At 51.5% G+C, this 26,310-nt stretch carries 27 protein-coding genes, 1 tRNA gene and 1 pseudogene; 12 read left to right on the plus strand and 17 right to left on the minus strand.

The window, feature by feature from the left end; translation table 11 throughout:
- Window positions 1-13: 13 nt before the first annotated feature.
- Complete coding sequence (locus tag U2W12_RS04460) at window positions 14-2,326, plus strand: NADP-dependent malic enzyme (protein ID WP_326499466.1); 2,313 nt, start codon at window positions 14-16, stop codon at window positions 2,324-2,326.
- Between the two features lie 8 nt (window positions 2,327-2,334).
- Here U2W12_RS04460 and U2W12_RS04465 read toward each other — a convergent pair whose 3' ends face one another.
- The gene (locus U2W12_RS04465; RefSeq protein WP_326499467.1) at window positions 2,335-3,054 is read right to left on the minus strand and encodes a DUF2490 domain-containing protein; all 720 of its coding nucleotides are present in this window, start codon (window positions 3,052-3,054) and stop codon (window positions 2,335-2,337) included.
- Between the two features lie 301 nt (window positions 3,055-3,355).
- Between U2W12_RS04465 and sodC the strand changes: the two genes are divergently transcribed.
- From sodC to U2W12_RS04505, 8 genes are all read left to right on the plus strand, one after another.
- On the plus strand, window positions 3,356-3,871 hold the full coding sequence (sodC, locus tag U2W12_RS04470) for a superoxide dismutase [Cu-Zn] SodC (RefSeq protein WP_326499468.1): 516 nt from the start codon (window positions 3,356-3,358) through the stop codon (window positions 3,869-3,871).
- Between the two features lie 214 nt (window positions 3,872-4,085).
- A complete protein-coding gene (locus U2W12_RS04475; protein ID WP_326499469.1) occupies window positions 4,086-5,291 on the plus strand; it encodes an efflux RND transporter periplasmic adaptor subunit in 1,206 nt (401 codons plus the stop codon).
- Window positions 5,288-7,240, plus strand: a complete 1,953-nt coding sequence (locus U2W12_RS04480; RefSeq protein ID WP_326499470.1) for a MacB family efflux pump subunit — start codon at window positions 5,288-5,290, stop codon at window positions 7,238-7,240. Before U2W12_RS04475 ends, U2W12_RS04480 begins: the two co-directional genes overlap by 4 nt.
- Window positions 7,240-8,604: an efflux transporter outer membrane subunit gene (locus U2W12_RS04485; RefSeq protein WP_326499471.1), complete on the plus strand. Its 1,365-nt coding sequence runs from the start codon at window positions 7,240-7,242 to the stop codon at window positions 8,602-8,604. The genes U2W12_RS04480 and U2W12_RS04485 overlap by 1 nt, the downstream gene beginning before the upstream one ends.
- Window positions 8,605-8,924: 320 nt before the next feature.
- A tRNA-Ser gene (locus U2W12_RS04490) sits at window positions 8,925-9,014 on the plus strand.
- A gap of 96 nt (window positions 9,015-9,110) precedes the next feature.
- Entirely contained in the window at window positions 9,111-10,505 is a 1,395-nt protein-coding gene (locus tag U2W12_RS04495; RefSeq protein WP_326499472.1) for a site-specific integrase, read from the plus strand.
- 117 nt (window positions 10,506-10,622) lie between these two features.
- A complete protein-coding gene (locus U2W12_RS04500) occupies window positions 10,623-10,793 on the plus strand; it encodes a hypothetical protein (RefSeq protein WP_326499473.1) in 171 nt (56 codons plus the stop codon).
- Between the two features lie 85 nt (window positions 10,794-10,878).
- A complete protein-coding gene (locus U2W12_RS04505; RefSeq protein WP_326499474.1) occupies window positions 10,879-11,109 on the plus strand; it encodes a hypothetical protein in 231 nt (76 codons plus the stop codon).
- Window positions 11,110-11,786: 677 nt separating this feature from the next.
- Here the strand turns inward: U2W12_RS04505 and U2W12_RS04510 are convergent.
- The 12 genes from U2W12_RS04510 to U2W12_RS04565 all read right to left on the minus strand — a co-directional run bounded on the left by U2W12_RS04510 (window position 11,787) and on the right by U2W12_RS04565 (window position 21,613).
- The gene (locus U2W12_RS04510; protein ID WP_326499475.1) at window positions 11,787-12,926 is read right to left on the minus strand and encodes a hypothetical protein; all 1,140 of its coding nucleotides are present in this window, start codon (window positions 12,924-12,926) and stop codon (window positions 11,787-11,789) included.
- A gap of 76 nt (window positions 12,927-13,002) precedes the next feature.
- A complete protein-coding gene (locus tag U2W12_RS04515) occupies window positions 13,003-13,500 on the minus strand; it encodes a hypothetical protein (protein WP_326499476.1) in 498 nt (165 codons plus the stop codon).
- A 58-nt stretch (window positions 13,501-13,558) separates the two neighbouring features.
- On the minus strand, window positions 13,559-13,903 hold the full coding sequence (locus tag U2W12_RS04520) for a Rha family transcriptional regulator (protein WP_326499477.1): 345 nt from the start codon (window positions 13,901-13,903) through the stop codon (window positions 13,559-13,561).
- Window positions 13,904-14,012: 109 nt separating this feature from the next.
- Window positions 14,013-14,660, minus strand: coding sequence for a recombinase family protein (locus U2W12_RS04525; RefSeq protein WP_326499478.1), 648 nt, complete (start codon window positions 14,658-14,660; stop codon window positions 14,013-14,015).
- Window positions 14,661-14,750: 90 nt separating this feature from the next.
- A complete protein-coding gene (locus tag U2W12_RS04530; protein WP_326499479.1) occupies window positions 14,751-15,116 on the minus strand; it encodes a hypothetical protein in 366 nt (121 codons plus the stop codon).
- A 118-nt stretch (window positions 15,117-15,234) separates the two neighbouring features.
- A complete protein-coding gene (locus U2W12_RS04535; RefSeq protein WP_326499480.1) occupies window positions 15,235-15,609 on the minus strand; it encodes a hypothetical protein in 375 nt (124 codons plus the stop codon).
- On the minus strand, window positions 15,606-16,526 hold the full coding sequence (locus U2W12_RS04540) for a phage minor head protein (protein WP_326499481.1): 921 nt from the start codon (window positions 16,524-16,526) through the stop codon (window positions 15,606-15,608). The genes U2W12_RS04535 and U2W12_RS04540 overlap by 4 nt, the downstream gene beginning before the upstream one ends.
- Window positions 16,523-17,194 (minus strand): DnaT-like ssDNA-binding protein, encoded by a 672-nt coding sequence (locus tag U2W12_RS04545; RefSeq protein ID WP_326499482.1) that lies wholly within the window; start codon window positions 17,192-17,194, stop codon window positions 16,523-16,525. The genes U2W12_RS04540 and U2W12_RS04545 overlap by 4 nt, the downstream gene beginning before the upstream one ends.
- A 94-nt stretch (window positions 17,195-17,288) precedes the next feature.
- Entirely contained in the window at window positions 17,289-18,185 is an 897-nt protein-coding gene (locus tag U2W12_RS04550; RefSeq protein WP_326499483.1) for a major capsid protein, read from the minus strand.
- A 30-nt stretch (window positions 18,186-18,215) separates the two neighbouring features.
- Entirely contained in the window at window positions 18,216-18,557 is a 342-nt protein-coding gene (locus U2W12_RS04555; RefSeq protein ID WP_326499484.1) for a hypothetical protein, read from the minus strand.
- 2 nt (window positions 18,558-18,559) lie between these two features.
- The gene (locus U2W12_RS04560; protein WP_326499485.1) at window positions 18,560-19,858 is read right to left on the minus strand and encodes a hypothetical protein; all 1,299 of its coding nucleotides are present in this window, start codon (window positions 19,856-19,858) and stop codon (window positions 18,560-18,562) included.
- Window positions 19,859-19,936: 78 nt separating this feature from the next.
- A complete protein-coding gene (locus U2W12_RS04565) occupies window positions 19,937-21,613 on the minus strand; it encodes a terminase large subunit (RefSeq protein WP_326499486.1) in 1,677 nt (558 codons plus the stop codon).
- Window positions 21,614-21,712: 99 nt separating this feature from the next.
- Here U2W12_RS04565 and U2W12_RS04570 point away from each other — a divergent pair, with 99 nt between their 5' ends.
- Entirely contained in the window at window positions 21,713-21,973 is a 261-nt protein-coding gene (locus U2W12_RS04570; RefSeq protein ID WP_326499487.1) for a hypothetical protein, read from the plus strand.
- Window positions 21,974-21,997: 24 nt separating this feature from the next.
- Here U2W12_RS04570 and U2W12_RS04575 read toward each other — a convergent pair whose 3' ends face one another.
- The 4 genes and pseudogenes from U2W12_RS04575 to U2W12_RS04590 form a co-directional block, all read right to left on the minus strand.
- The gene (locus tag U2W12_RS04575; protein ID WP_326499488.1) at window positions 21,998-22,231 is read right to left on the minus strand and encodes a hypothetical protein; all 234 of its coding nucleotides are present in this window, start codon (window positions 22,229-22,231) and stop codon (window positions 21,998-22,000) included.
- Window positions 22,195-22,668 (minus strand): hypothetical protein, encoded by a 474-nt coding sequence (locus U2W12_RS04580; protein ID WP_326499489.1) that lies wholly within the window; start codon window positions 22,666-22,668, stop codon window positions 22,195-22,197. Before U2W12_RS04580 ends, U2W12_RS04575 begins: the two co-directional genes overlap by 37 nt.
- A gap of 370 nt (window positions 22,669-23,038) precedes the next feature.
- Window positions 23,039-23,242 carry a hypothetical protein gene (locus tag U2W12_RS04585; RefSeq protein ID WP_326499490.1) on the minus strand — a complete coding sequence of 68 codons (204 nt, stop codon included), beginning with the start codon at window positions 23,240-23,242 and terminating at the stop codon, window positions 23,039-23,041.
- A gap of 9 nt (window positions 23,243-23,251) precedes the next feature.
- A pseudogene (locus U2W12_RS04590) lies at window positions 23,252-23,465 on the minus strand (tyrosine-type recombinase/integrase); the annotation flags it as partial.
- Window positions 23,466-23,953: 488 nt separating this feature from the next.
- On the opposite strand from U2W12_RS04590, the gene U2W12_RS04595 reads away from it, so the two are divergent.
- Together U2W12_RS04595 and U2W12_RS04600 are read left to right on the plus strand one after the other, a co-directional pair.
- Window positions 23,954-24,205 carry a hypothetical protein gene (locus tag U2W12_RS04595; RefSeq protein WP_326499491.1) on the plus strand — a complete coding sequence of 84 codons (252 nt, stop codon included), beginning with the start codon at window positions 23,954-23,956 and terminating at the stop codon, window positions 24,203-24,205.
- 284 nt (window positions 24,206-24,489) lie between these two features.
- Complete coding sequence (locus U2W12_RS04600) at window positions 24,490-25,983, plus strand: L,D-transpeptidase (RefSeq protein ID WP_326499492.1); 1,494 nt, start codon at window positions 24,490-24,492, stop codon at window positions 25,981-25,983.
- The last annotated feature ends 327 nt before the right edge of the window (window positions 25,984-26,310 follow it).

A 26,310-nucleotide genomic window follows, 5' to 3' on the forward strand; every position in this document is an offset into this window, starting at 1 on the left:
GATGGCGGCGCTTATGACTTCAGCAGACCACGCAAAAGACGAACTTCGCCAACAACTGCGCGAGGCTGCGCTCGAATATCACGAATTTCCGGCGCCCGGCAAGATCAGCGTGACGCCGACCAAGCCTTTGACCAACCAGCGCGATCTTTCGCTGGCTTATTCACCTGGCGTAGCGGCGGCTTGCGAGGAAATCGCGGCCGATCCGACCAATGTCTTCAAATATACCGCGCGCGGAAATCTGGTCGCGGTAATCAGCAACGGTACCGCAGTGCTGGGGTTGGGCAATATCGGCCCGTTGGCGGCCAAGCCGGTGATGGAAGGCAAGGGCGTGTTGTTCAAGAAATTCGCCGGCATCGACGTGTTCGATATCGAGATCGACGAACAGGACCCTGACAAGCTTTGCGACATCATCGCGGCGCTCGAGCCGACTTTCGGCGGCATCAATTTGGAAGACATCAAGGCACCCGAGTGCTTTTACATTGAGCGTAAACTGCGCGATCGCATGAAAATTCCGGTGTTTCATGACGATCAGCATGGCACCGCGATCATTGTCGGCGCTGCGATACTGAACGGCTTGAAGATCGTCGGCAAGGCGCTCGATCGCTGCAAACTGGTCGTTTCGGGCGCCGGGGCGGCCGCGCTGGCCTGCCTGGATTTGCTGATTGATCTCGGTTTTCCGATCGAAAACATCATTGTGACCGATCATCACGGCGTCGTGCACAAAGGCCGCGCGGAGGCGATGGACCCGAACAAGGCCCGCTTCGCCCGCGAGACCGATGCGCGCACCTTAGGCGATGTGATACCGGATGCGGACATTTTTCTCGGTCTGTCGGCCGGCGGCGTGTTGAAACCCGAGATGGTCAAAACGATGGCGGCGCGGCCTCTGGTCTTGGCGTTGGCGAATCCGACACCGGAAATTCTGCCGGAAGAGGTGAAAGCGGTGCGTGACGATGCGATCATCGCGACCGGCCGTTCCGACTATCCGAATCAGGTCAACAATGCCTTGTGTTTCCCTTATATTTTTCGTGGAGCGCTGGATTCGGGCGCGACCACGATCACCCGCGCGATGGAAATCGCCGCGGTCAGGGCGATCGCCGAATTGGCCGAGGCGGAACAATCCGAAATCGTCGCGAGCATTTACGGGATCGACGAACTGACGTTTGGACCGGACTATTTGATTCCGAAGCCTTTCGATCCGCGTCTGATGACCACGCTCGCGCCCGCGATCGCGAAGGCCGCCGCGGATTCCGGCGTCGCGACGAGGCCGATTCAGGACCTGCCGGCCTATGTCGAGCGCCTGCAGCAGTTCGTCTATCACAGCGGCACCTTCATGAAGCCGGTGTTCCGTATCGCCAAGCAAGCGCCGGCCGAAAAGAAACGCATCGTGTTCGCCGAAGGGGAGGAAGAGCGCGTGCTGCGCGCGGTGCAGATGCTGGTCGATGAAAACATCGCCTTTCCGACGCTGGTGGGACGCCCGGCCGTCTTGCAGCACAGGATCGAAAAGTTGGGTTTGCGCATCAAGCCCGGTATCGATTTTACGGTCGTGAATCCCGAGCAAGACGAGCGTTACCGCGATTTCTGGAAGACTTATCTGGAGATGACCGTGCGCAAGGGCGTCAGCGAACAATACGCGAAACTCGAAATGCGCCGCCGTCATACCCTGATCGCGGCGATGCTGGTGCATAAGGGCTACGCCGACGGGATGATTTGTGGTCTGTTCGGCACGACGGCGTCGCACCTGCACTATATCGACCAGGTGCTTGGCAAGCGCAGCGGCGCGAATGTGTATGCGGCAATGAATGGTCTGATCCTGCCCGATCGCCAGATCGTGCTGGTCGATACCCATATCAATCATGATCCCGACGCAGAGCAACTGGCTGAAATTACCCTGCTGGCAGTCGAACAAATGCGACGTTTCGGATTGGCGCCGCGCGTCGCCTTGCTGTCACATTCGAATTTCGGCACCAGCAACAGCGCATCGGCGCAAAAAATGCGCGCCGCCTTTGCGATCATTCAGAAACAGGCGCCGGACCTGGAGATCGAAGGCGAAATCCATGGCGATACAGCGCTTGATTACGACATGCTGAAAAAAATGATGCCGGAGACGAAGCTGAAGGGCAGCGCGAATCTGCTGGTGATGCCGAACATCGATGCGGCCAATATCGCCTATAACCTGCTCAAGACCGCATCCGGCAACGGCATCGCGATCGGACCGGTGCTGCTTGGCTGCGCTCGGCCCGTGCATATCCTGACGCCGGCCGCGACGGTGCGGCGGATCGTGAACATGACTGCGTTTTGCGTCGTGGATGCGAACGAAGCGGCGTAAGCGGCATTTCAGAAGTTGATATACAACGATCCCATGATCAAATGATGCATGGTGTTATTGGTGTGGGTCGCGTCATCCAGATACTGATTCAGGTAACCCGCTTCGCCTCGGAAGTTTTTATTGAAAGTCCAGCCGAGGCCTGCAAACGCCCGGTTCTGATCGAAACCTGATTTGCCGCCGTACTGTGTCGAGTTTGCGCGGATGAAAAATTCATCCCAGGCAATTAGACTTAAGCGAGGTTCAATATCCAGCGGATGCATGAAGCGGATCATCTGGCGCGGGCGAACGCGCACCTCGTCGCCTTTTAGGAAATTGCTTTCGACCATCGTCCGGAACATGAAGGTGCCGAAGTCGGTCGGCAACACATAACGGAAAGCGGGCCATACATCCTGCTGCGAGACATATTCCTTGCCGACGTTTTGGGTAGGCAGCCAGGTATAACCCGCCCAGATCGTCGCGCGGTCACTCAACGAATAGCCTGCGGCTGCCCGCACCATGCCCTGATACCAATGATTCCAGTTGTCGTCGAAACGGGATTGGCCTTCCAGCCAGATGCGTCCTTTTTCGAGGCTCGGGTCGATCACCTTCAGGCTGCCTTCGCCGACGACTTGCAGCCAGCTGCCGGCATCCTGCAATAAATCATCGGCCGCGTTTGCGGTCGATGCAAGACTGACAGAACTTAAAATGATTGCCGTCGATCCGAGGTGATTCATTACTTTTTTTTTCATAGTGTTTGTCTTATCCAATCATCAAAACTATCTTTTAAAATGATGCGACGACTCCTGATGCGGGCCGTCGCGCTCTATTCGAATGGGACCAAGCAAGATGCAGACCATTTATATTCTTTATTATATATCAATAGTTTTTGTAAACTAGCTGAATTAAGGTTTACGATATGAAGGCGATAAAAACCGCTGAGGGCAAATCCGATGGTGGAAAATAACCGATGTTTTTAGTGTTGATTTACCTGGCGGCTGGTTTTACTATGGATTCAGTTTTTTCCATTAAATTCGTCAACGGGAGCATCAAATGAAATTTTCCTATGCAATTGCGGTATTCGCATCATCGGTCGGCTGTGCCGTAGCGGCTGATGTCGTAGTCCCGATCAATACGGTCAGCGACCAGGGTGTGGTAAAAGCAATCGGCAGCGTCAAAATCAGCGAAACCCCAAAAGGGTTGTTGTTTACTCCGTCTCTCGATGGCCTGCCCGCCGGGGCGCACGGGTTTCATGTACATGAGAACCCGAGCTGCGATGCAAAGGAAAAGGACGGCAAGATGACGCCGGCATTGGCGGCCGGCGGACATTACGATCCGAAAGCCACCAAAAAGCACGAAGGTCCGGCAGGACACGGGCATTTGGGCGATCTGCCGAAATTGATCGTGGATGCAGAGGGTAAAGCCACCCAGGGCGTGCTGGCGCCGCGCTTGAAACTCGAGGATGTCAAAGGCCGGGCGCTGATCATCCATGCCGGCGGAGACAATTATTCCGACGAACCCGAACCGCTCGGCGGCGGCAAGGCGCGGATTGCCTGCGGTGTGATCTAAGGCTAAATGGTATCGTTCCCACGCAGGCGCGTGGGAACGATAAGCTATAATTTTTTCTTGGACAGTCCTAATGCGGCAGCCCGGTCGATGCCGTCCCGCGTCTCTTTGAAGTCAACATATTTTCGATGCAAAGGCAGCTTGAGACAATCGCAGACATGTTACAATGCGCCTTAAAAATATGCGAATGATTCTTATTTTCTTCTAAATCGATTTGATGCAGGCAAAACCATTTTTTTCTCGCCATCGCGTGTATTGGCTAGTGGGTCTGCTCGTCCTGCTGTTCGCGGCCGGTGCGGCGCTTCGGTTTTATTGGCAAAGAGAGACAGAGTCGAAGCAGGCGTCCTTGGCCGATTCAACCGTCGAGATCGCCTACGACGACATCGAGGAAAACGTGACCGCGCAAGGCAAGCTCGAGCCGAAGGAGTATGTCGATATCGGCGCCCAGGTCACCGGCCAATTGCAGAAACTGTTTGTCGAGATCGGCGATGTCGTCAAAACCGGCCAACAACTGGCCCAAATCGACCCGCGCATCTATGCGGCCCGGGTGCAGGCCGATGAGGCCAGCATCAATAATTTAAAAGCGCAATTGGTCCAACAAGAAGCGCTGATTTTGTTTGCGAACCGCCTATATGCGCGAAACCGGCAATTGTATCGGACCAAGGCGGTCAGCCAGGAAGCGCTGCAAAACAGTGAATCGAATTACAAGGCCGCCATGGCGCTCGCCGATTCGATCCGGGCGCAAATACAGCAAGTTGAATCGACGCTTTCCGGCGACCGTACCAATCTGGGCTACACGAAGATTTTCGCGCCGATGGATGGAACCGTCGTGCAGCAAACCGCCCGCGCCGGTCAAACCCTGAACGCGAATCAGCAGACTCCGAACATCATGCAACTGGCCAAGCTCGATAAAATGACCGTGCGTTCGCAGACCGCCGAAGCCGACATCATGCGCATCAAGACCGGAATGCCGGTCTATTTTACGACGCTCGGCTCGGAGCAGCGCCGCTGGCAGGGCATCGTGCGTCAGATACTGCCGACGCCGGAAGTCGTGAACAATGTGGTTCTATACAATGTGCTGATCGATGTGGACAATGCGGACGGGCAATTGATGAGCGGCATGAGCGCGCAGGTTTTCTTCGTCCTCGGCGAGGCTAAACACGTGCCGGTGATCCCGGTCAATGCGCTTGGCAAGCGCCTGCACGATCAGGACAATCAACAGGGCAGGGCTTATCAGGTCAAGGTGATCGCTGCCGACAACCAGGTGCAGGAAAAGTTGATTCATGTCGGCCTGCAAAGCCGCCGCTTCGCCGAGATCCGCGACGGTTTGTCGGTTGGCGACCGGGTCAAGCTGATCTTGGCTTCCGCCAAGAAGAACGGGGGCAGGGACTCCTACCGGCCGCCGAGCATGCCGCGTCTATGAGCGCAAGTCCTGCAACAGCCGAGCCGTTGCTGAACCTCGAACATATCTGCCGGACTTTCAAGAGCGGCGACAATATGATTCGGGCGCTGGACGAGGTGTCGCTGAAGATTTGGGCCGGCGAGTTCGTCGCGATTATCGGCCAATCGGGTTCCGGAAAATCGACATTGATGAACCTCTTGGGCTGCCTCGATCGGCCGACGTCGGGTAGCTACCGGGTCGCGGGCCGGGATGTCTCCCTGTTCGATCCCGATGAACTGGCCGCGTTGCGCCGGGCTACCTTCGGCTTCGTGTTTCAGCGTTACAATCTGCTCGGCTCGGCCAGCGCGGAAGAAAATGTCGAAATTCCGGCGCTTTACGCGGGCGAACACAAGACGGACCGGATGGACAGGGCGCGGAAGCTGCTGGCCGATCTGGGCCTTGGCGACCGCTGCGACCACCGTCCTTCGCAGCTGTCCGGAGGCCAGCAGCAGCGGGTCGCGATCGCCAGGGCTTTGATGAACAATCCGCCGGTGCTGCTCGCGGACGAGCCGACCGGCGCGCTGGACAGCCGCAGCGGCGAGGAAGTGATGGCCTTGCTCGGCGCACTGCATAAGTCGGGACGCACGATTCTGTTGATCACGCACGATGCGGGCGTCGCCGCGCATGCCGACCGTATCATCAATATCAGCGACGGCAAAATCAGCGCCGATTCCGCTCCCGGAGGCGGCGATACGACGCACCCGGAAGTGAAGATCGACACCGGCGGCAAGGCCGGCATCCTCGCTGACATCGGCGAGGCGGTCAAGACCGCCCTCCGCGCGCTGCGGGTCAATCTGTTCCGCACCGCCCTGACCCTGCTCGGCATCATCATCGGCGTCGCGGCGGTGGTCACGATGCTGGCGGTCGGAGAAGGCAGCCAGCAGGACGTGCTCGATCAGATCCGCTCGATGGGCACCAATCTGTTGTCGATCCGTCCCGGCGCGCCGGGCCTACGCGGCGCCAGCGACGTGATTACCTTGACGCCCGACGATGCGGACGCGATCCAGGAATTGCCGAATGTCGAGGTCGCGCTCGCCGAACGCAGCAGCCGGCAAACGGTCCGTTTCGGCAATATCGATTATGCGACCAGCATCCAGGGCGTTGGCGCGGCGCTGTCCAGAGTCCGCGATTGGCCGGTCGCGGAAGGCGATTTTTTTACCGAACGCGATATCCGCCGCTATGCGCCGGTCGTCGTGCTCGGCCAGACCGTCGCGCAGATTCTGTTTCCCGAGGGACTCGATCCACTCGGTCGCTACATTCTGATCGGAAATATCCCATTCGAAGTGATCGGCATCATGTCGCCGAAAGGGGCGTCCGGCTTCGGCGGCGATCAGGACGACACGGTGTTCGTGCCGATCAGTACCGGCCTGATCCGCCTGTTCGGGCAAAATTACCTGAACGGCGTCACCGTGCGCGTCAGCGATGTGTCGGCGATCGAAGACACCCAGGATGCGATTAACGATCTCTTGCTGTCGCGGCATCAGACCGAGGATTTTAGGATACGCAACATGGCGTCGATCCTGCAAACCGCGACCGCGACGCAGAATACCCTGACCACCTTGCTCGGCACGGTCGCGGCGATTTCGCTGCTGGTCGGCGGCATCGGCGTGATGAACATCATGTTGGTCAGCGTGACCGAACGCACCCGCGAAATCGGCATCCGGATGGCGGTCGGTGCGCGCCGCCGCGACATTTTACTGCAATTCAACACCGAGGCGGCGGTGGTCTGCACCTTGGGCGGCATCCTGGGCGTGTTGCTCGGTTACGGCACCGGCAAGACGATTTCGATGTTCGAAATGCGCGTGATTTTTTCGCCGCTGCCGGCAATCTTGGCGTTTTCATGCGCCTTCGGCACCGGCGTGCTATTCGGATTTTTGCCGGCGCGCAAGGCGGCGCTGCTCGACCCGGTCGTGGCCTTGGCGGCGGAATGATGCGGATCAAACAAGGCATTTTTGGCGTTTTGCTGCTGCTTGCCGGCTGCTCGCTGGTGCCCGATTACAAGCGTCCGGCCGATGAGGCGCCCGAAGCCTGGAAGAATCGAACGCCGAAACCGACTCGCGGGGCAACGATTTCACCGGATTGGTGGAAACTGTTCGGCAGCGCCGAGCTCGATCGTCTGATGAATGAGGCGTTGGTCAATAACCGCGACTTGACCGCGGCGATCCAGCGCATCGACCAATTCCGGGCGCTCGCGAAAATCGCCGGCGCGCCGCTGCTGCCGGCGGTCAGCGCCATTGGTCGCCATATTTACACCGACAGCACCCGTTCCGGTCCAGGTCTGAACACTCTGGAAGGCCAGTGGAGCCTGTCCTATGAGGTCGATTTGTGGGGCAGGCTGCGGGCAGGACGCGACAGCGCCCGCGCGCAACTCGACAGTTCCCGCTTTTCGTACGATGCCTTGCGCCTGACCGTGATGGGCGATGTCGCGCAATCCTATTTTACGCTGCTCGGGTTACGCGATCGCAGACGCATCGCGCTGGATAACCTGAAGAACATCAGCGACGTGCTGGACATCATCGCATCGCGTTTCGAGGCCGGCGGAGCGACCGCGCTCGATGTCGCGCAGCAGCAGACCGAGCGCGCGAACGCAGCGGCCGCTGTGGCCCGGCTCGATCAGGACATCGCGCAAGCCGAAAACGCGCTCGCAGTGCTGCTCGGCCGCCCGCCGCAACAGTTTGAGCCGCGCGGCCAAAGCCTGCAAGGCATCCAAATTCCCGGCGCCGATCCCGCCAAGCCGGCCGCCTTGTTCGAACATCGACCCGACATTCAGAGCGCCGAGGCCCAACTGATCGCCGCGCATGCGGACATCGGCGTCGCGCGCGCGGCCTTCTTTCCGAAACTTGAACTCAACGCGGACAACATCTTCACCGCCGCGATGATGTCGCAACCCGCCGGCATCGGGGTCGCGCTGGCGTCATCCCTGACCCAGCCGATCTTCCAGGGCGGCCGCCTCGAAGGCGAACTCGAACGCACGAAGGCCCGGCGCAACGAACTGGTCGAGATTTACCGGCAAATGCTGTTGACCGCCTACCGCGAGGTCGAAGATGCGCTCGCGCTCGGCCGCCAGGCCGCGCGCCGGCGCGAGGATTTATTGCTGTCGGTCGACAGCGCAAGACAAGCTTATGAACTGGGCCGGGAGCGCTATCTAGCCGGGGCGACCGATTATCAAACCTTGTTGAATGTGCAGCGCAGTTTGTTAAACGCGCAGGATACCGAGATACAGGCGCATACGGATGTGTTGACCGCGTCGGTGTTGTTGTACAAGGCGCTGGGCGGGGGGTGGCGGGAAATGTAGCTTTAATCCAACCCATTGTTTTCAATCCGAGTTCGCACATCCTCTAAAAACTGTTAATATCCGATTGAACAGCTGAGTCATTTATTTCTGGGAGCCTGTCGGACAATAAATTTGCTACCCGATTTTTTTTTGGCGCCGTCCGGTAAAAGAAGTAGGTGCACGTCAGAAGGTTGAGTTAATGCGGTACTCAGCCGTTTACGCTGATGATCCAATTCACGGAAAGCCCCCGGCTTTGCCGTGGGATATTTACTTTTCTCAAGCCGGAAGAATGCTCGCTCTATCGACTCGATATCTGTGCTAAAATAGTTTTATATAATATAGGAGAGGTGGCAGAGCGGCTGAATGCGCCAGACTCGAAATCTGGTATACGGTTTACCGTATCGAGGGTTCAAATCCCTCCCTCTCCGCCAGAATATAACTTATTGACAAATAAGACAAAAGACAACATAACCTTAAAGTAAAAACGGTTTTTGCTACAAAAACCTGCTACAAAAAGGGCTGTTGTCATGGCTAAAATCCCCTACTTGGTAAGGCGAAAAAACGTCTTTTATTTTCGCCTCGTTGTTCCCGTCGAGTTTCGCGAATCGGTCAACGCCCGCGAAATCATCCGAAGTCTTAAAACCGAAAACCGGCATGATGCCACTCATCAAGCGCTAAAGCTGGCCGCGCATTACAAAGCCGCTTTGCACGATCTGAAGACCGGTAAGGTGCAGCAAGTCAGCCATTTACTTCAGCCTGAACCCAAAAGCGTCCCATCTGTAGCGCCGCCTGCTGTTATACCTGTTCAAGTCAAATCGTCCGCCCCGCTGTTGTCGGCCGTCATTGCGGACTTCCTGAATCGTTACGACCAAAACAACAAGGTTACTTTGGCAAAACTGAATACCACAATGCCTATCTTTCTTGAGCTTATGGATGATCGGCCGGTTAATGGCATTTTGCAGGCGCATATCAACGCCTTTTTTGACGAAGTGCAGCGGCTACCGCCACACGCGGGGAACTCTAAAAAATATGAAGGGATGACGTTGCGCGAAATCATCGCAGCCAATACAGGGGAGTCTATTTCAGCGGGAACGTTTAAATCCACTTACCGGGCATTGATAAGCATTTTTTTGAATTGGGCGGCCATTCACTACCAAGACCAGGGATTTCCCACTCTGAGCGTTCAGGGGGCCGTATATCGTGGCGAACGCTCCAGGGGCATCAACAAGCAACGCGCCGCGACAAAGAAAGAACTTCAAAAATTGTTCGGTCATGCAAAGATGAAGCTCTTTTCCGCCGATCCTGAATCCGCGCATTTTTATTGGTTGCCGCTGATTGGTTTGCATACTGGCGCAAGAATTAACGAAGTGTGCCAGCTCAACCCGCAAACCGACATCGTGCAGGATGAAAAAACGGGTATTTGGTTTTTCGCTTTCACTGATGAGGGGGAGGCTGCCGAGGGCGTCGAGAAGAGTATTAAAACCGAATCATCACGTAGGGTTGTTCCCGTCCATAGCAGATTGATCGAATTAGGCTTTTTGAATTACGTTGAGCGCATCAAGGCCGGCGGTCACAAGCAAATTTTCCCGCAATGGAAGCCCCGATACGGCAAAGCTTCGATCGATGCAAAGATATGGTTTACCAACTACATCGGCAGCATTGGCTTGAAAGACGAAACGCCGGGCGCACGATTGAGCGGCTTTCACGCTTTCCGGCACGGATTCATCACTTATGCGATAACTAATAAAATTTCAGGGGTTTTTCAGATTACCGGCCATGAAGTTGAATCGGTTGATGGCTTCGGCAAAATCTCAAAAATTACGGCCGGATATTGGAGTAAAGGAAAAACCGACAATATTTTAGAGCTAAAACAAATTATCGAGTGCTTTGATTTTGGTATCGATTTTTACAAGCCAGTATGAAATAGTAAGTCACCGGTGAATTATAATAAGTCATTGATTTAAAAATAAATTATATTGAGTTTTTAGGCGTTGCCGTGTAATATGCAGCTTCTTTTAACAAAAACATGAGATAACAACATGAAAAAAATATCTATGGATGAATTTGCCGATCTGTATTTTAAATTGGACGCCGTCGAAACGTTAACCCGGCCCGAAGTTGTTATTCATACCGGAGAACATCCGGATTTTGGAGATATAGTAATTATGCAATGGGGTGGGGATGATCACGCGTTTTTGAATATTCGCTAAAACGCGCTTTGACGTTCTCAAAACTTCGGGGTATAGTTCGCGCCCCTCAAAACTTCGGGGTATCAAATTTTGAATAGGATCGAAAATGAAATCAGAAATCAATAAAGTTACTTATGAGTGCGAACTTACGAAAAATGGCAAAACTTGCAATTATATAGTTGTCGTTAAGCCAATTATTCCACCTACAGCAAATGGATGGGCATTTGAAGCCAAGATGGATCAATCTAATAGCATGGTTCACCATGGCAAGACACCCGAAGAGGCTTTTAAGGGATTAATTAAAGCTATCGAGACACAACCAAAGGGGATATTTTAATTTTTTGTAATTAATTTGCTAAGCGGTCTTCGGTCGAGGCCGCTTAGTTCTATTGTTAATTTTTTCTCCCACGAATGAGTAGACACCCATTCTCCCCCACATCGTTATTTTAAGCATCGTTTTGGTGCCTCCATGGCGCTAATTTCAGGTGAAAACTCAAAAGCAATGGTAAGGTGGCGGATCGGCAAAAACGCGGCTAAAGACGGCTTATAATGCACCCAAAATAAACAAACGTCTATAATGATGTGACGCGGGCGGAACAAATGCCTTTCCGCCGACAGTGAGGCCGGAGGCCGAACGCTTCGCTACACCGGCACGCTCCCTAATTTTCTTAAACGGCTTTCTTTGTATCCCGGCAGTTTCAGTGAAGGTGAGCGAAGCGAGCCGGCCATATTCCGCAGTCTTCCAGAATTGTAGGACTGCGTCTTCGCATCCCGGTAGTTCTTCTCCAAACTTCCGGAAATTTTTAAACCCACCGAAGAGCAAAAACGTAGGTGAGGCGAAGCCGAACCGTTTTTGCTCTTCGTTCTTTTTATTTTATTAACTTCTATAAATTTTCTATATTTGTGGGGTAAAAAAATGGCTAAAAATCGCCTGAAACCCAGTAAATACAATGCTTCTAAGGGTATACGATCAGGGTATACGATTTGCCGTCTAAGGGTATACGATTTGCCGTTTTAAGGGTATACGGTTGTTTTTTTGAGTGCATTTTCCAAAACCCTGACGCGCTTCTGCATTAGTGATTTGCTGATTGATTCGCCGGTCAATTTTTCGTAATGAATCTTGGCGCTAGCCAAATAATTTTTATTGCCTTTGCTTAACTCTACTGCTTTCCAAACATTGACATAAACGCCGATGTTAAGCCTTGATTTAGCTTGGTGGCATCTTTCCCCGTATTGAATAAGTTGAGCTTCAATATCGAGAGACATTGCTTCAAGCTGCAATGAGCGTTCATAATCAACAAAAGCCTCTTTTTGTTTTTGACGCCTGATCGTTTTTTGTCGCTCGTGAATTTCTTTGCCACGCAACATAAGCATACCGAGCAGACACGATGCCGGAAGGTTTAGGTATTTTGCTTTTGTAGCGGGCTTAAGCTTTAAGGTGGCAATCTCCATTGCATGGTCCCAATCTAAATCCTCGGATGCAAAAATATTGGCAAATTTGCCATCAAATGCTTTCTCATGGGTTTTGTGGCCGGGATGGCAGGTGTGCCCCCATTGTATGTCAAAAGTTTGCAAGTGATTCATCATAAGCGCCGCGCTTTCGTCTTTTTCGCAGACACCATCGCTTAACTTGCATCTGGCAAGACCACGTTCTATAGGTGGAACGCCGAGTTTGGATAATTTTATAGAGATTTTCCGAGCAAGCGCCACTTCATCAACGGATAATGCAGATTTACTAAATAGCTCTTGAAGGCGTTCAATCAACACTTCTCGTGGTTGCGAATCGACAATGAAGCCGTCGAGAAACGCGTCCAAGTCGCCACTTTCTGCATATTCTCGGAAACCGTTTGATTTGGTCTCGGTCGAAGGCTCGGGTAATACCGGGGCCGGGGCAACTTCCCAGTCGTCAAGTTCTGCAAAAATAGCGTCGATTTCCTCTTGTTCGACTTGCGATATGACCAAATGCTTGAAGGGTGTAGACCAGTCATTGTCGTTATCATGCAGCTCGGCAAAAATGGCATCGATTTCAGCCGCTTCACTCTGGCGTCGTTCTTCCTCCATTTTTTCATGGATATGCCGGGGAATTCGTTTCAATTCCTCTTGTGGGAAGAAATCACAAGATGATTGAAAATTGAAATTATCCTTTAAATTCATTATAATAGCTCCGTTACACGTTCATATTATTCATAGCCCGGAAGTTTGCAGCGCCCGGGCTTTTTTATGCTCAAAATTAAGCGATCGATTTAGATAAATTGACCGCTTTATGTGCCTCCTTTCTAAAAATATTACGCAAGTCTTCCGCGATTGAACGCGAAAGGCCACGTTTCCACTCTCCGCTACTCCATTTGATCATCAAGCGGAAACCGTTTCCGCGCTTGTCAAAGCACAGAATCGAATCGTCAATCATGCAGACGATGAAAAAAGACTTTTGCTGATCGTCAAGCACCCAATCAATGCCATTGGCTAGATAATCCGCATGGATGGCGTCCAACACGACCGGAACAGCGCCGTTAAAGGCAAAAGTTACGATTGGCTCGCCGCGCTCATTCAGTGAACCGTTAATTTCGAAACCGGGCAGCTCCGGGAATGTCTCCGGGTGCAGCCGGCGCCATTCGGCGGCAATATGATTATCAAGATAGGTGGCAACCGAATCAAAACCATGATGCGCGGCAATCGCTTCCAGTTGAGCACCGCGGATTTCATCCAATTGCGTTCTAACCTTACCCATAAATACCCCTTTATTTTCAAATGATTGTTAATATATCCATATTAATAAAAACCGTTTGCTAAGTCAATATGTTAGCTTTGGAATGATGGGTCGGGGGAATGCTGTAACCGGTGACCAGCGTGAGCGTGAGTTCTTTGGGCAGGCTGAAGATGCCTCTTGTCTTGGTTGCGCCGTTGTTGACGGTGTAGGGAACAACTCCCGCGAACTGGGGAGTTGTTAAATCAAGCGCCTTCAGCATCTTCCGGATGTCGATCATCACATGGTCGTGACGCTTGCCGGTCAGTTCGGCGATCTCCAGAGGGCCGGGAGCGCGTTTAAATTTTTTGGTGGGTTCGCGTCCGACCGGCCAGCTTTTTGCAGAGGTGGGAGGGTAGGTAATAATGCAAATGATAACGATTATCAATTACGTATTGTTAAGGGCTGTATTAGCCATTGCAAACAACGGGATTTCAGGCATAAAAAAAGCCGCACAATGGCGGCTTTCGTTTGTTGGTTTGGCGGTTACGCGGTTATCATGCGCATTCTTTAACGACGCGCTGAACAACGCTTGTTCCAATGCCAAGCGTTTTGCCGATCTTCAAAACGCCCATGCCTTCGGAACGTAGTTTGATGATTTCTTGTTCGATTGCGCTTTCGGTCTTTGGTCGGCCTAATTGCTTGCCTTGTTGCCTTGCCCGATTCAAGCCAGCATGGACTCGCTCTTGAATCATCGAACGCTCAAACTCGGCGAAGACGCCACACATTTGGAACATTGCCTTGCCCGATGGCGTTGTAGTGTCAATGGCTTGTTGGTGCAAATACATATCAACGCCGACGCCGTGCAGGTCGTGCATGATGCCCACCAAGTCCTGTAGGCTTCGGCCCAGGCGGTCAACGGACCATGCCATAATTACGTCAAACTTGCGTTGGGTGGCGGCTTTCAACATCTTGTCCAGTGCAGGGCGTTTATCGCGGCCTTTTGCGCCTGATACGCCGGCATCCTCGAAAACCTGCACGATTTCCCATCCGGATTTAGCGGCCACTTTCTCAAGCTCCAATCGTTGGTTTTCCGTCGTTTGTTGATCGGTCGAAACGCGGATATATATGGCTGCTTTTTTCATGGCTGTTCCCGACTGTGATTTAGTAGCTAGAATTATAGCAATAACATATACGGAAAACAAGTGTTTTCCGTATATAATTTGGGAAGCTCTGAAACCCTTGATTTTTGGGGGTAGGGAAGAGGGAATTTCGAAGGGGTTTTCCGTATAGGGTTAATCTGACTCCAACACGGCCGCCGTGTGTGCGTCGAAGGTCCGGTAATCAGATTGTTTGATGTCGCGGGATTTCTTAATCATGCCCAAGTTGATTAGGGCCCCTCTTAAATGGCTAGCATTCTGCCTGTAATTAGCTTCGTCGATTTCTTCGCCGTTGAGAATTCGCAACTCGTCACGCTCACACAGAACGGCCAGCGTTGCCGCCCGCCGCATCAACATGGCTTCGGCGGTTGTAGGCTCACCGCCCACCTGATAATTTAAGCCCGCCAGTTGATCGCGGTAGCGCCGGGCTATAGCTGTTCGGCCGTCGATCTTTTGGCCGTCAATCAACAATTCCGGGAGTTTTAAATCATCGTTTGCCATTCTCGTTCTCTTTCTGTTCTCTTTATGCTGAGCTTGGGGCCTTTGCCGATTCGTTCACTTTTCCATCGCTCATTGATGAGTGATATAAGCATATGCTTACAAAAAATCACGTCTTGGATTACGCCGCCCTTTTGCGTTTTGGTCCGCTTTTGCCCGCATGTATCAACTGATCAAATTGCCGGGCTTCTTGATTGGGGCTTGTTAAAAACTCCAAGATGGTTTCACGCACTGTTTCAGGATCAAGCCCTACCAAACTGCAAACCTTCCGGAAGTCTGTATTTCCTTTGTAAAACCACTCTTGCGCCTCACGGGTAAGGCGCCTTTGTGTTTCAACGGTTCCCACACCGTGCAAATCATACCCGGCCGCATCTTTGACCGCTCTTATCAGCGTTGCCCGCCACAAATTCAATTCCGGTTGAATTTCGGGGTTTTCTTTAGCATAACCAAAGGCGTCCGCAAACTCTTTATCGATTAGGTAAAATTTTTCACTCATGATTTAATCTTCCTGATTATTGCGCGGCACCGGCAATTGATTTCCAGCGGTGGATTCATCACTGGGCCTAATGGCGTTTGAAAGGGTTGATTGATCGCAACGCCTTTGCTGTTCATGGCTTCGGTTTGGTTGTGGGCAAGCCTTACCCGTTCATCATGGGCCGTTACCCAAAAACGACGGTAATCATTGGCGTTGATCAACCCGGTATTGGCCGCAAAGTTGACCGCCGACTGTTGGGCAGTATGGGCAACTTTGCTTGCCAAATTTCGGGCAATGGCGTTTGCACGATGGGCAAGCAAGGCTTTGCGTTGCTTGGCAACAAGTTTGTCTATGGCATCCGGATCAAGCCCGCGCTCGATTGACTTTCTAATGACGTTGCGCTGACTGGCCGAAAGGTTTCTGATTACTTCCGGCGGCAAGGCACTCATATGCTCATGTTTCACCGTGCCATTGATCTTAAACCGACTTGCGTAAATCGGCTTGGTGGCTACGGTTTCCAACGCCTGCCGATAGGCTGACAAACTTCTGGCTTGATTTGGGGTAAGGCCAATGCTTTCGATGATGCGCTTGTGATTCGGTCCGGCCAAACTGACCGCCTTTTTAACTTCGGCGGAAATTTCCCTAATCTGGGAATCGATGAATTCGATTTTCAGTGATTCGGGATAGTGAAAATTTGGTAATCCCAAAACCGACAAAAGCAAAATGATGGCTTCGTCGTGTAGAGCGCCTAAATCCTCTTTAAAACCGTGTGATAACTGGGTTTCAAGTGGATTTATGGCCAAATTGTTTGGATCGGATACGCCGTTTAATCGCTCACTATCTGGGGGGTAATTTTCGCGCGCATCACGCACCGCCGACAAAAACGAATTTTCAAGTTTTGGCTCATATTCATCAATGAGTCTTTCAAAGTCGTTCATGGGATCAAGCGGGCGGAATATTGCGAAGGTTCGGCCAAATAGGGCTTTAACAGGCTCATGACGAAATCAGGCAAGGGGCCTTCCTTCGTTGGGCGGTAACTGACGTCCGATTCACCGACTCGGGCGGAACTCAGCTTGAAAAGGTCGCGGTATTGTTGCGGGTCTGTAATGTCATGATCCAACAAAAAATAAACCAGGTCGCACGTAGCAGCCTTGACCCCGGCCGGTATGGCCTTTGAATCGATGGGCTGCCCATTGCGATTGACTGCACCGATTCTCGGCCACTGTAGCGGCTGATTGGTATCGGTCGGTCTACCCAGAAAGTCAAACTGATCAATTAGCCGGGTGGCAAGAATAGCCGCCCGTGCGTTTTGAATTTGAATTTGTGTTTTACCGGCCGTAAGGGTGGTGTAAATCTCTTCTAGGTTATCAAAGCCGAACCCGCCGGCCGTCAATGCGTCGGTAATCTCTTGAAGTGGGTTGCCGGTAGTCTGGTCGAGTATCAGTCCGCGCATAGCGTTGATAACTTCGGCCCCTCCCGGCAATGTCGCGCCAGCTTCCACGGTTGCCGCCAAAAAAGTGTAGGCATCCGCGTTTAGCCGGTTCTCTAAATGGTTGTAAAGCTCAAGCTCGCCAACGAAAGAATTTGTCCCTAATTCGATTGTCATAAATCGTCCTTTAAGAAAAAAAAGGGGCGTCCTTGCCCGGTTAATCCTTTAACCAAAAATCCCTTAGTCAGTTGGCTTTACTGTTTCCTTGAATTTAAACGATTACACCTTTCAAACGCGCCGCGCATTTGGGGTGTTTCAGCACCAAACCGCTATACCATTCGATACGGGTGCGGTAAGCGGGTTTTGTCTCGATTTCGCCCAAATCGCGCACGTCCATAGGTTCGGTTTGAATGCCGTGCAGGGCATCGGCGCCGAACTTGACGACATAAATCGAAGTTGTTGCATTGCTCGAACCTTGCGTTTCGGTATTCGGCAAAATAGGGTTGCCGTCCGCGCCGTCTTCAATGATGCCGATTGGAACGCCCGAATAAGTCTCAACTTCCCGGCCGAAATAATCGCGGCTAACGCTGATATTGCTGCTTACACGACCCAGCATAACGACCTGGCGACGGGCGGCTTTATTCATCAAAAGCAGGCTTGGGGTGCCTTGAATGGCGTCTACCAGCTCATCGAGTATGTCCATTGATAAAGCCGCACCATTTGGGCCCGCTGTAATAACTTGATTGCCGGTTAATCGAACGTTTAAACCGTCGAAGGCTTTCGGATTTGTGCCGGTGTCGCCATGAAGGAAGGTAGAAAGCCAGCTCAAGGTTAAGGCTTTGGCTTTCATGGCATCATGAACCGCCCGGCTATCATTGTCGCCGGTTCCCATTTTGATTTGAGCGACGTCATAATCCGAATCACCACCGATAATGGTGAGGGACTCGGTGACGGGATTTACAACACCGGTTGATTCTGTGTAGCCTTCGTTGAAACCGCGAAAGGCGATACCGGGCAGCGTTTGTTCAATATTGTAAGCGTAAGCGTTACCCTTGATATTGATAAACGGTAGGTTTGCCAATACCGGGTTTTCACGCGCGAAAATTTCAACTACGCCGCTTGCCAGTGGGGTAGGGTTAAGTTTTTGCCATTCTGCAATGGTTAACATTTATTTTACTCCTTGAAATTGGTAAAAAATTTATTTGCTGTAGCCGTAGCTCATGCGAGCAATCGGCGGTAATTCGCTCGGGTTCACCTGTTGCGGGGTAATGCCCGGCTTCCGGGTGTCCGTTTCTGGCACTGTTGTTCTGAAAACGCCGGTTTCTTTAGCCTTATTGAACCATTTCACCTTAGCCGCCGGGCCTAAATCTTCCGGAATCAAGGCTTTCAAGCCGTCCGGGATCGTGGCAAGCATCAAATTGGCGACAAGTTCCATGTCGGTGTAACTGTCTGCCAATTCGGCTTTTAACCGTTCAATCTCCCCGGCGGAATCAGCGGCCGGGGTGTTGGTTTGTTCCTGTTGTGTTGTTTCTTGGGTCATAATCAATCAACTAAAGTAATTTGTGTGGATTCGTCTTTGCGCCGTAAAAGCTCTTGGATCGCATCTTGCCGGGTAGGGTAGCCGTCCGGATTTTCGGAAATCAAAAGATCAACCGGGGACCAAACGCCCATCTCCAGCTTTGCCCTTGCGTTGTTCAACCGTTCGGTTTCGGTCAGATTTTCTTGCATCTCTGCAAAATCGACCGTAACGCGGGCGTCTTCGGGAATGGTGCCGGGCTGATGGGTATTAACCACGCGCTTGATGATTTCAAATAGTTGTGTTTCATAGCGACGCCACAAGGCAATATCATCTTGCCGGGCTTCTCTAAGGTCAATTTGCTCGACGTGCTTCGCCGCGCCGGATTCGGAACGCCTATCGAGGTCGAACACGTCCGCCGAAAGATCATTCGAGGCGGCCACTTGCCGTAATACAAATTGGATCGCCTCTAAAATGTCGCCAATGGGCGCATTGGGTGCGGCAAAGCCGAACGCCCCACCTTCGGGCAGGGTAACGGCTCTTTCCGGTCCCACATTCAACGCTTCGCCGGCCGGGATGCCAGAAGCCCAGGCTTGGCCGTGGGCCTGTAATTCGACCGCCCGCCATAGGTTCGACAAAGCCACGTTGATGGCTTCTTGAGCTTCGATAAGATCATCACCGCCGGGGATAAAAAATTGATCATCCGGCAGTGAATCAAATAAACAAACAAAGGGGAGCGCACCGTAAGGATTGACGCCTTTTGGGTTGCTCCCCATTTTCATAGGATTGCCGCGATAGTCTCGCCGGGTATAAGTGCCCGCCGTCCAATCGGAATAGGTAACATCCTGTTCTTTTGCTGCTTTGTGGGTAATGACGAACCGCTTTGGAAACAGCGGATTATCATACTCAACGTCTAAAATGTTCGGTGTGATGACCGACAAAGTAAGCTGGTCATTCATCCAACACACTTGCAAAACGGACGTTTTAAGCAACTTCGTCAAACGGCTCAGGCGCTTTAACACTATATCGACGCCGGCGGCTTTATAAAACTCTTCCGCCAACACTTGGTTAATTCCGGTAAACGTCCGCCTAGGGGCTAACCGGTAAAGGTTCGCCCGCTTGTTGATAACTTTCTTAACCGCGTTGACCTGAAACACCCGGAATGTTTCCGGACGGGACCACCGCTGCTTTATCAGTCTCAACATTTCTTCGCTTTGCTGATCGTGGTAATAATTCATCCACTTATCAGTGCGCGCCTTCCTCGCCGTTGATGATTTGACGATTTTTAAAAATTCACTGTTTGAGTTGCTCAGTATATCTAACATAGTGTCTTAATAGCTATAAAAATAGCAGCTATATAATAATTGAACATTGTTTAATTTGCAAGAAAAATTTTAACAATATCAACGAGGTAGTGTATGTGCGCCGATGTTTTTCAGCTTGGTTTGAATGAATTCATCAAAGGAAAGAGGGGCCAAGCTTCCCCGCGCCAAATAGCTTTTATACAGATTATGGGCAGTCAACATGCTTCGGCAGGTTTCAGCGCAAGGGGGGACGATTTCGCCATCATTGAGCAAGCAAAGCCGAACGGCCGGGCCGGAACCGTGGCAATGAATGCCGTTGATTTCATAGGGGTTCAGTTCGAACTCACGCAAGCTATAGACTGCCCACGCCAAGGAATAAACGAAGTCGTCATGGCAACCTTTCGCGGCTTCGAAACGTGGGGCCTGTTGGCCGCCTTTGCCGGTCGCAGCATTAACAATTCGGTATTCAAGCGTTCCCATTTCCGAAAGCAGTTTTTCAAAAGTGGGGTGAATATGTAGTCGGCCTTCGGCAGCGGCGTTGTAGAGGGCAACAAAGGCGTTGGCTTGCTTGTCGGCTGTGGCGTGAATGATTTCATGCTCAAACGACTGATCGCCGCACCACGCCGCTATATCTTGCGAATTGTAAGATTCAATCGCGACGCGTGATAAATTGAAATCCTTCCGGTAACGGGTGAATGATTTGCGAATGCCGGCCGCGCTGGAAAAATTGATTTTGTCGGAAGCCAAAACATAATAATGATCGTCCTCGCCTTGCAGGGTTTTAATTACGCACGTTGTCACGGTGTTGTCGCCGTGGACGCTGAACCCGTAAGCCCGATCGAGGCCGGCACCGACAATATAAGCCGCGCCGCCGACAATGCTGGGAATGTCTAAGCGGTATTTGTCTCGGCACTTGTCCAGCACTTCAGGCGGAAATAAAGACGACTGGCCGCTTGTCCATTGGTTTAAATGCTGTTGCGCGAATTCGGCCGGCAGCATTTGCGCCGCCCGGCTTTTTAACGCGCTTGGCTTGATCCAACGGGGCGCGTTGTCCATTGCGTCTTTCAAGTCCCGGTATTGAATGTGACTGAAAAACAGCGTTGCGTCGTCCCCACGTTCGGCGATGCTGTAAAGCGCGAAGAGGGGGGAGGAACGAGGCCCCACCGTCGAATCAATTAAAACTAAGCCGTCTTCGGTGTCGATCGTGCTCGACGCAATGACTTGATAACTGGCGTCGTTGGCCGCCGCGTGCAGTTCCGAAACTTGGGCAATCGTCAGCTTTTTGCCATACAGGGCCGCCGGATTGTTCGAATAGCCCTTGATGATGTTATCGAGTGCCGGGTATTGAATCGTGCCGGTGTCGGCAATAACGATTGCCCCCGATTTGATCAGCCCGGCTGTATAAGGCGTTTTCCGAAGAATAGAGGAAACGGTTTTAAAGGCAGTATCGACGATTTGTTTTTCACTGTTCGCGATGATGCCGATTGTCTGGGTTTTGCGTGTCAGGAACCGCCAAACGATAATCAGGGCGGCTACAAGCGTTTTGCCGTGCCTACGCGGCCAGCAAAAAACTACGGTGCGGTAATCGCCGCCGATTGCCTTTTCAATTTCGGCACGTTCCAGCGGTCCAGGTTCGTAGACTTCGAAACCACCCCTTGACGACGGAACTAGGGGCCTAACGTCTTCGAGCCATTGAAAGAAACCGGCCGAACCCTGCCGCCATGAGGCGACTTTAGAAACGGCTTTCGCCGTTGAGCACTTTTTTTCCGTGTGCATAGCATTCCATGTAATTAAACGATGTTCAATTGTATGAATTATAAGCTGTTTTTAGTTATAATTCTAGCTGCTATATTTTTGTCCAAGTGGGGAAATGCAATGACAACATCAAAGGACGGGCGCTCGAAATATGCGACTGGTCGAACACATCAATTCGCGACACGGGTAACGGAAGAATTTCACCGGGAATTTAAAACAGTCGCCGCAAGGGAAGGGCTTAGTATGACGGTTTTACTGGAAAAGTGCCTTGATGCCTATTTAAAGCAGGGCGGCAAAAACGAAACCTTGCTTGATCACTTTAAGCGGGCAAGCAAGGCTGAGAAGAAAGAGTTATTGAAGTTGATAAGGGAGACAGATTAAAAAAAGCGATTAACTGATAAATTGTTAAATATCTTTTTCTTCTCTTAATCTTTCTTTATGATCTTTTTCTATTTGTTCTTTAGACGCTAGTTCAAGCCATGATTCAGCTATGTTGCTGACGTATTTTTTTAATATCAAATATCCTTTATCATATTCAAATAAACAATTAACCTGCTCGAATTGAGCACCAACCCTATTTTTTACAATACTTTTTTCGCATTTTAAATCAGGGTATTTAGATTTAACGGAATTATACATTTTATCGAATTGCAGCGAATCAAAGAAAAATACGAAACTTGATAGTTTATTATTAATATAATTGATGTTGGGTAATCATTTTCATAACGATTGATACCAGCTATAGTAAAGCTACCTTGCTCAATTATTGTAGAATCATTATAGGAATAAAGTGAATAAAGTAAATTATCTCTTTTTAATTTGGATGCAACTTCGCATCTATGCATCCCTATGTAAAACCCTTTTATATTTACCATTGATGCAAGCTGACTTTCATCAAGGGGTTCACATTTAGTATCCTTATAATCAAGCAACTTCATTGCTTTAATTTGATCCTCAACGAAATGTTGATTAGAAATAGAGTTCGAAGGGGGTTTAAGTGCTTGTTGTTGGCTACACCCGAGTAAGGCCATAAGTTGAGAGACAATAAGAAGCAATCGCAACGCCTTGTTGTGCATTTTTATATCCTAAATGTAGAGATTGATAGAACCCACTTAAGTGGACGAGGAAGGATAACATTAAGGATAAGGTGCTTCAAGATAATGGATTAAGGGGCTGCTAAAGGTGAAAAATTTTCTGTCAAATCAGTTTTGCGCTATTACAAAAATGTGCTACAAAATGCTACAAAATGACTCCGTTTTTCGGGGGTTATGTCTTGAGGTGGCAGACTCGAAGAGCAAGCAAAGCTGGAAATTTCTTTAGAAATTTCAGGGCTTTGCTTGAGCGGCTGAATGCGCCAGACTCGAAATCTGGTATACGGTTTACCGTATCGAGGGTTCAAATCCCTCCCTCTCCGCCAGAAATTTTAGCTTATACAATAAGTTATAATTACGTCGATTTTGTTCTAAGTACACTAATTGTTTTAGATTCTGCCGACTGCAACGATTTTGCAGAATTAGCGGCCTCCCATCCTTTTTGGAAATCGCCATCAAAAAGCTTTCTTCTGACATTGGCATCGCTAATTGGATGTCTCGCATTTAAGTAATGCATCAGACGACGCATTGCATTCTGCTTCCATAATTGCGTGGCCATGTTCGAAGCTCATTTAACTTTCCTCAAAATAGTTTCCAATTGCTTCGTCAACCCGCTCACCTGGTTAGCGTGTTCCGCAAGATGTTCCGGGACAAGATGGGCATAGCGTAAAACCATGCGGTAATCGCTCCGTCCGCCAAGCTCCTGAAGCACACTCAGTGGCAGTCCCTGACTGCATATGCCAACTCGCCCGCGTGTGCCGTAAATCGTGCCAGCGGAAATTGATCTTGCCAAATCGAGCGACATATACTTCTTCTAAAGTTTTGTCTCTACGCATAAACAAGAAGTCATCTTTCTTGACGATTTTTGCTAGAGCATCTTCTGGTGTATTAGCTTTTATGTTGACATCCCCCTCTGTCAGGATAGTTGTCGTCCTATTACAATTTGGCTTCTAAAAGAATCTGAGAGGGAGCGAAACGAGAAACCGATGAAGTATCCGAAAGAGCGAAAGGAAGCGATTTTGAAGAAAATGCTGCCACGGCATCACAAATCGATCGCCGAGCTTGCCAAAGAAGAAGGCATTTGCGAATGCGACGCTGTATAACTGGCGCCTGACCGCCTGCTGCCGACTGGGGACAGCACACCGTCCGAGTGGACAGCCGCCGACAAGTTTGCGGCAGTGGTAAGCGGCGGCGCTGAACGAAGCCGAGCTCTCGGCCTATTGCCGGCAACGCGGTCTTTCTTTATCCTGAGCAAATCAAGGCGTGGCGGTTGGCCTGCGAACAAGCCAACGGCTGGGATCGAAGTCAATACCAGCGTTTGAAAGAGGCTCGCAAGGCCGACGAGCGGCGCATCCGGGCATTGGAGCGTGACCCTGGGATCAAGGAGAAAGCGCTGGCGGAGACGGCGGCGCTGCTGGTCCTGCGAAAAAAAGCCCAGGCGATTTGGGATGCTCCACATAATTCCAAAAAATCTACGCCAAATAATTTAGAAAGTCACATCATGTGTCCGGAAAAGTGTTGACACATCATTCGAAACTTGGTTACCTATCGCCGGCCGCCTTTGCCCAACAGGCACAAGCTTGAATTGTGAAAGCTGTATCGATGGCGTCCACTATTGACGACCTAGCTCAGTATTTGATGCATCATTTTGAACCTAATCCGAACGATAACTTTAAGATGGGCCCGATTATGACGCGTCGTTTAGCCGACGCGTATCCGGGCTTTCAGTCCGTAAATCAAACCCACCGGCTTAAGCCGGTGGTTGTTTAGTAATGCACCTATTTGGACGCAAGGTGACTCGATAAAATGGCCACTTTTTTTGGTTCGATCAAACCGATTCTCTTCTGGCTGACCGCGGCGACCATGGCTTTGTCGGCAGTCGCGCAAGCCAATCCGAACGAAACCTTCGTTAGCCAAGGCATGCTGCCCTATGGGTTTTCGATGACACCCTTGCAAGGCGGCAACGACGTTGATCCGCGCAAAGCCATTACCCTGGAGGCGGTGGGCTTGGGCGCCCGCTTGTCCAAGGTTGAACTGCTCGATGGTACGGGGAAAGTCCTGTTTGCGACGAAGGATCAAACCCGCCTGAGCCTGCCCGTGCCATTAGCCTTCGAGACTCGCCATAAGATCAAGGTGACGGCGGAGCGGTCTTGGTCCGGAGAGTCCGAAACCCGTGAAATCAACTTCACCACGGCCGCCATTCCGAGGTTGGAAGGACCGACGCTTACCCGGTTGGGACCTGACGCCTCGGTGACCCTGCATTTCGACCGGCCCGTGGGGGAGGTGCATGCCACGGGCGGTTTGACGTTGAGAGCGGAACACGATGCCACGGGGCAGAACATCCGGTTGCTGGCGAGTGCCTATGAGCAAAACCATAAGTATGCGGTCCAGGTGAACTATAACACCTCCACGGGCGTATCCCTGCCGCCGCTCGACCTGGAATTGACAACCGCGCCACCCCTTGCCGCCGAGACTAACGTCAAGGGATTGACCAATTTAGGCTTGATGTTGCCGCTGCAAGTGACTTTTAGTGAGGCGTTGTCCGATCGGGTCAACGCGGCGAACAATCTCAAGGTGCAAACCCGTGATGGACAAGCCATCTCTGGAAAATGGCGCTGGATTGGGCCGCGCCAACTTAGATTTACTCCTCAGCCTGCATGGCCAGCCTCCAGCACCATCGAAGTCAGCGACGACGGGCAACATTTAAGAAGCGAGCGCGGCGGAATGCTGAAGCAAGCCCTGATCGAGCAATTCAGCACCGGCACGGACCGGAGGCTTTTCGTCTACTTGGACAGCCAGCGTGTGGAGGCCGTGGAAAACGGCAAAGTGGTCCGCACCTTCAAGGTCAGCACGGGCAAAAGCAAAACCCCCACTGTGACGGGGTCTTTTTATATCTATGACCGTTATCGATACAAGAGAATGCGTAGCGATGTCGGCCGGGGGCAACCCGGTTTCTATGAAGTGGAGGATGTCCCGTATACGCAGTTCTTCCATAGAGACTATGCCTTCCATGGCGCGTTTTGGCACAATAGTTTTGGCCGTCCCGCCAGCCATGGCTGCATCAATATGGCCACCAAAGACCAAAACAAGCGCTGGCCCAATGTCTCCGAGGATGCCGGCTGGCTTTATAACTGGGGGGCGCTTGGCCTGCCGGTGACGGTGATGAGTAAGGCGCCCGAGTCGACGCAGGCCGGTCATGTGCCGGCCAAAGAAAGCAAAGTTGCGAATGAGGAGATCCATGCCGAGCCACTTCATATGACCGTTAGGAAAGAGATTCTCGGCGGAGTAGTTGCCAGGTAGGCGGGGCCTTGTTGCATAAATCTGGCGATTTGCGAAAAATGCCATGCCCGTCATGTAAATGCCAAAACCCTATCAGCAATGCCCAATCTGCGATGTTTGGGTAGATAAAGCGGGACGTCGCCGGTGGGCTAAGGCCAAGCCTAGGAGTCTGTCGGACTTTCGAAGCCGCAGTTGGTAAAATATAGGCTATCGATTCTACTATTAAGGATAGGCTGAGATGAGCCGATTCATCATTGTTGACAGGGCGACCGATTATCTTTTACCGCCGTCGGTGGACGAGTGGTTACCCGAGAATCACTTGGCGCGGTTCATTGTGGAAGTGATCGA

The organism is Methylomicrobium sp. Wu6 (assembly GCF_035916875.1).
Taxonomy (GTDB): Bacteria; Pseudomonadota; Gammaproteobacteria; order Methylococcales; family Methylomonadaceae; genus Methylomicrobium.

Bases quoted from the DNA above. Each gene is read 5' to 3' on its own strand.
- U2W12_RS04575 (WP_326499488.1), bottom strand. From the start codon at position 22,231: ATGTATAATTCCGTTAAATCTAAATACCCTGATTTAAAATGCGAAAAA.
- U2W12_RS04480 (WP_326499470.1), top strand. From the start codon at position 5,288: ATGAGCGCAAGTCCTGCAACAGCCGAGCCGTTGCTGAACCTCGAACAT.
- U2W12_RS04505 (WP_326499474.1), top strand. From the start codon at position 10,879: ATGAAATCAGAAATCAATAAAGTTACTTATGAGTGCGAACTTACGAAA.
- U2W12_RS04565 (WP_326499486.1), bottom strand. From the start codon at position 21,613: ATGCACACGGAAAAAAAGTGCTCAACGGCGAAAGCCGTTTCTAAAGTC.
- U2W12_RS04485 (WP_326499471.1), top strand. From the start codon at position 7,240: ATGCGGATCAAACAAGGCATTTTTGGCGTTTTGCTGCTGCTTGCCGGC.
- U2W12_RS04580 (WP_326499489.1), bottom strand. From the start codon at position 22,668: ATGCACAACAAGGCGTTGCGATTGCTTCTTATTGTCTCTCAACTTATG.
- U2W12_RS04530 (WP_326499479.1), bottom strand. From the start codon at position 15,116: ATGGCAAACGATGATTTAAAACTCCCGGAATTGTTGATTGACGGCCAA.
- U2W12_RS04515 (WP_326499476.1), bottom strand. From the start codon at position 13,500: ATGGGTAAGGTTAGAACGCAATTGGATGAAATCCGCGGTGCTCAACTG.
- U2W12_RS04465 (WP_326499467.1), bottom strand. From the start codon at position 3,054: ATGAAAAAAAAAGTAATGAATCACCTCGGATCGACGGCAATCATTTTA.
- U2W12_RS04495 (WP_326499472.1), top strand. From the start codon at position 9,111: ATGGCTAAAATCCCCTACTTGGTAAGGCGAAAAAACGTCTTTTATTTT.
- U2W12_RS04475 (WP_326499469.1), top strand. From the start codon at position 4,086: ATGCAGGCAAAACCATTTTTTTCTCGCCATCGCGTGTATTGGCTAGTG.
- U2W12_RS04570 (WP_326499487.1), top strand. From the start codon at position 21,713: ATGACAACATCAAAGGACGGGCGCTCGAAATATGCGACTGGTCGAACA.
- sodC (WP_326499468.1), top strand. From the start codon at position 3,356: ATGAAATTTTCCTATGCAATTGCGGTATTCGCATCATCGGTCGGCTGT.
- U2W12_RS04560 (WP_326499485.1), bottom strand. From the start codon at position 19,858: ATGTTAGATATACTGAGCAACTCAAACAGTGAATTTTTAAAAATCGTC.
- U2W12_RS04540 (WP_326499481.1), bottom strand. From the start codon at position 16,526: ATGAACGACTTTGAAAGACTCATTGATGAATATGAGCCAAAACTTGAA.
- U2W12_RS04510 (WP_326499475.1), bottom strand. From the start codon at position 12,926: ATGAATTTAAAGGATAATTTCAATTTTCAATCATCTTGTGATTTCTTC.
- U2W12_RS04500 (WP_326499473.1), top strand. From the start codon at position 10,623: ATGAAAAAAATATCTATGGATGAATTTGCCGATCTGTATTTTAAATTG.
- U2W12_RS04545 (WP_326499482.1), bottom strand. From the start codon at position 17,194: ATGACAATCGAATTAGGGACAAATTCTTTCGTTGGCGAGCTTGAGCTT.
- U2W12_RS04600 (WP_326499492.1), top strand. From the start codon at position 24,490: ATGGCCACTTTTTTTGGTTCGATCAAACCGATTCTCTTCTGGCTGACC.
- U2W12_RS04555 (WP_326499484.1), bottom strand. From the start codon at position 18,557: ATGACCCAAGAAACAACACAACAGGAACAAACCAACACCCCGGCCGCT.
- U2W12_RS04535 (WP_326499480.1), bottom strand. From the start codon at position 15,609: ATGAGTGAAAAATTTTACCTAATCGATAAAGAGTTTGCGGACGCCTTT.
- U2W12_RS04585 (WP_326499490.1), bottom strand. From the start codon at position 23,242: ATGGCCACGCAATTATGGAAGCAGAATGCAATGCGTCGTCTGATGCAT.
- U2W12_RS04460 (WP_326499466.1), top strand. From the start codon at position 14: ATGACTTCAGCAGACCACGCAAAAGACGAACTTCGCCAACAACTGCGC.
- U2W12_RS04550 (WP_326499483.1), bottom strand. From the start codon at position 18,185: ATGTTAACCATTGCAGAATGGCAAAAACTTAACCCTACCCCACTGGCA.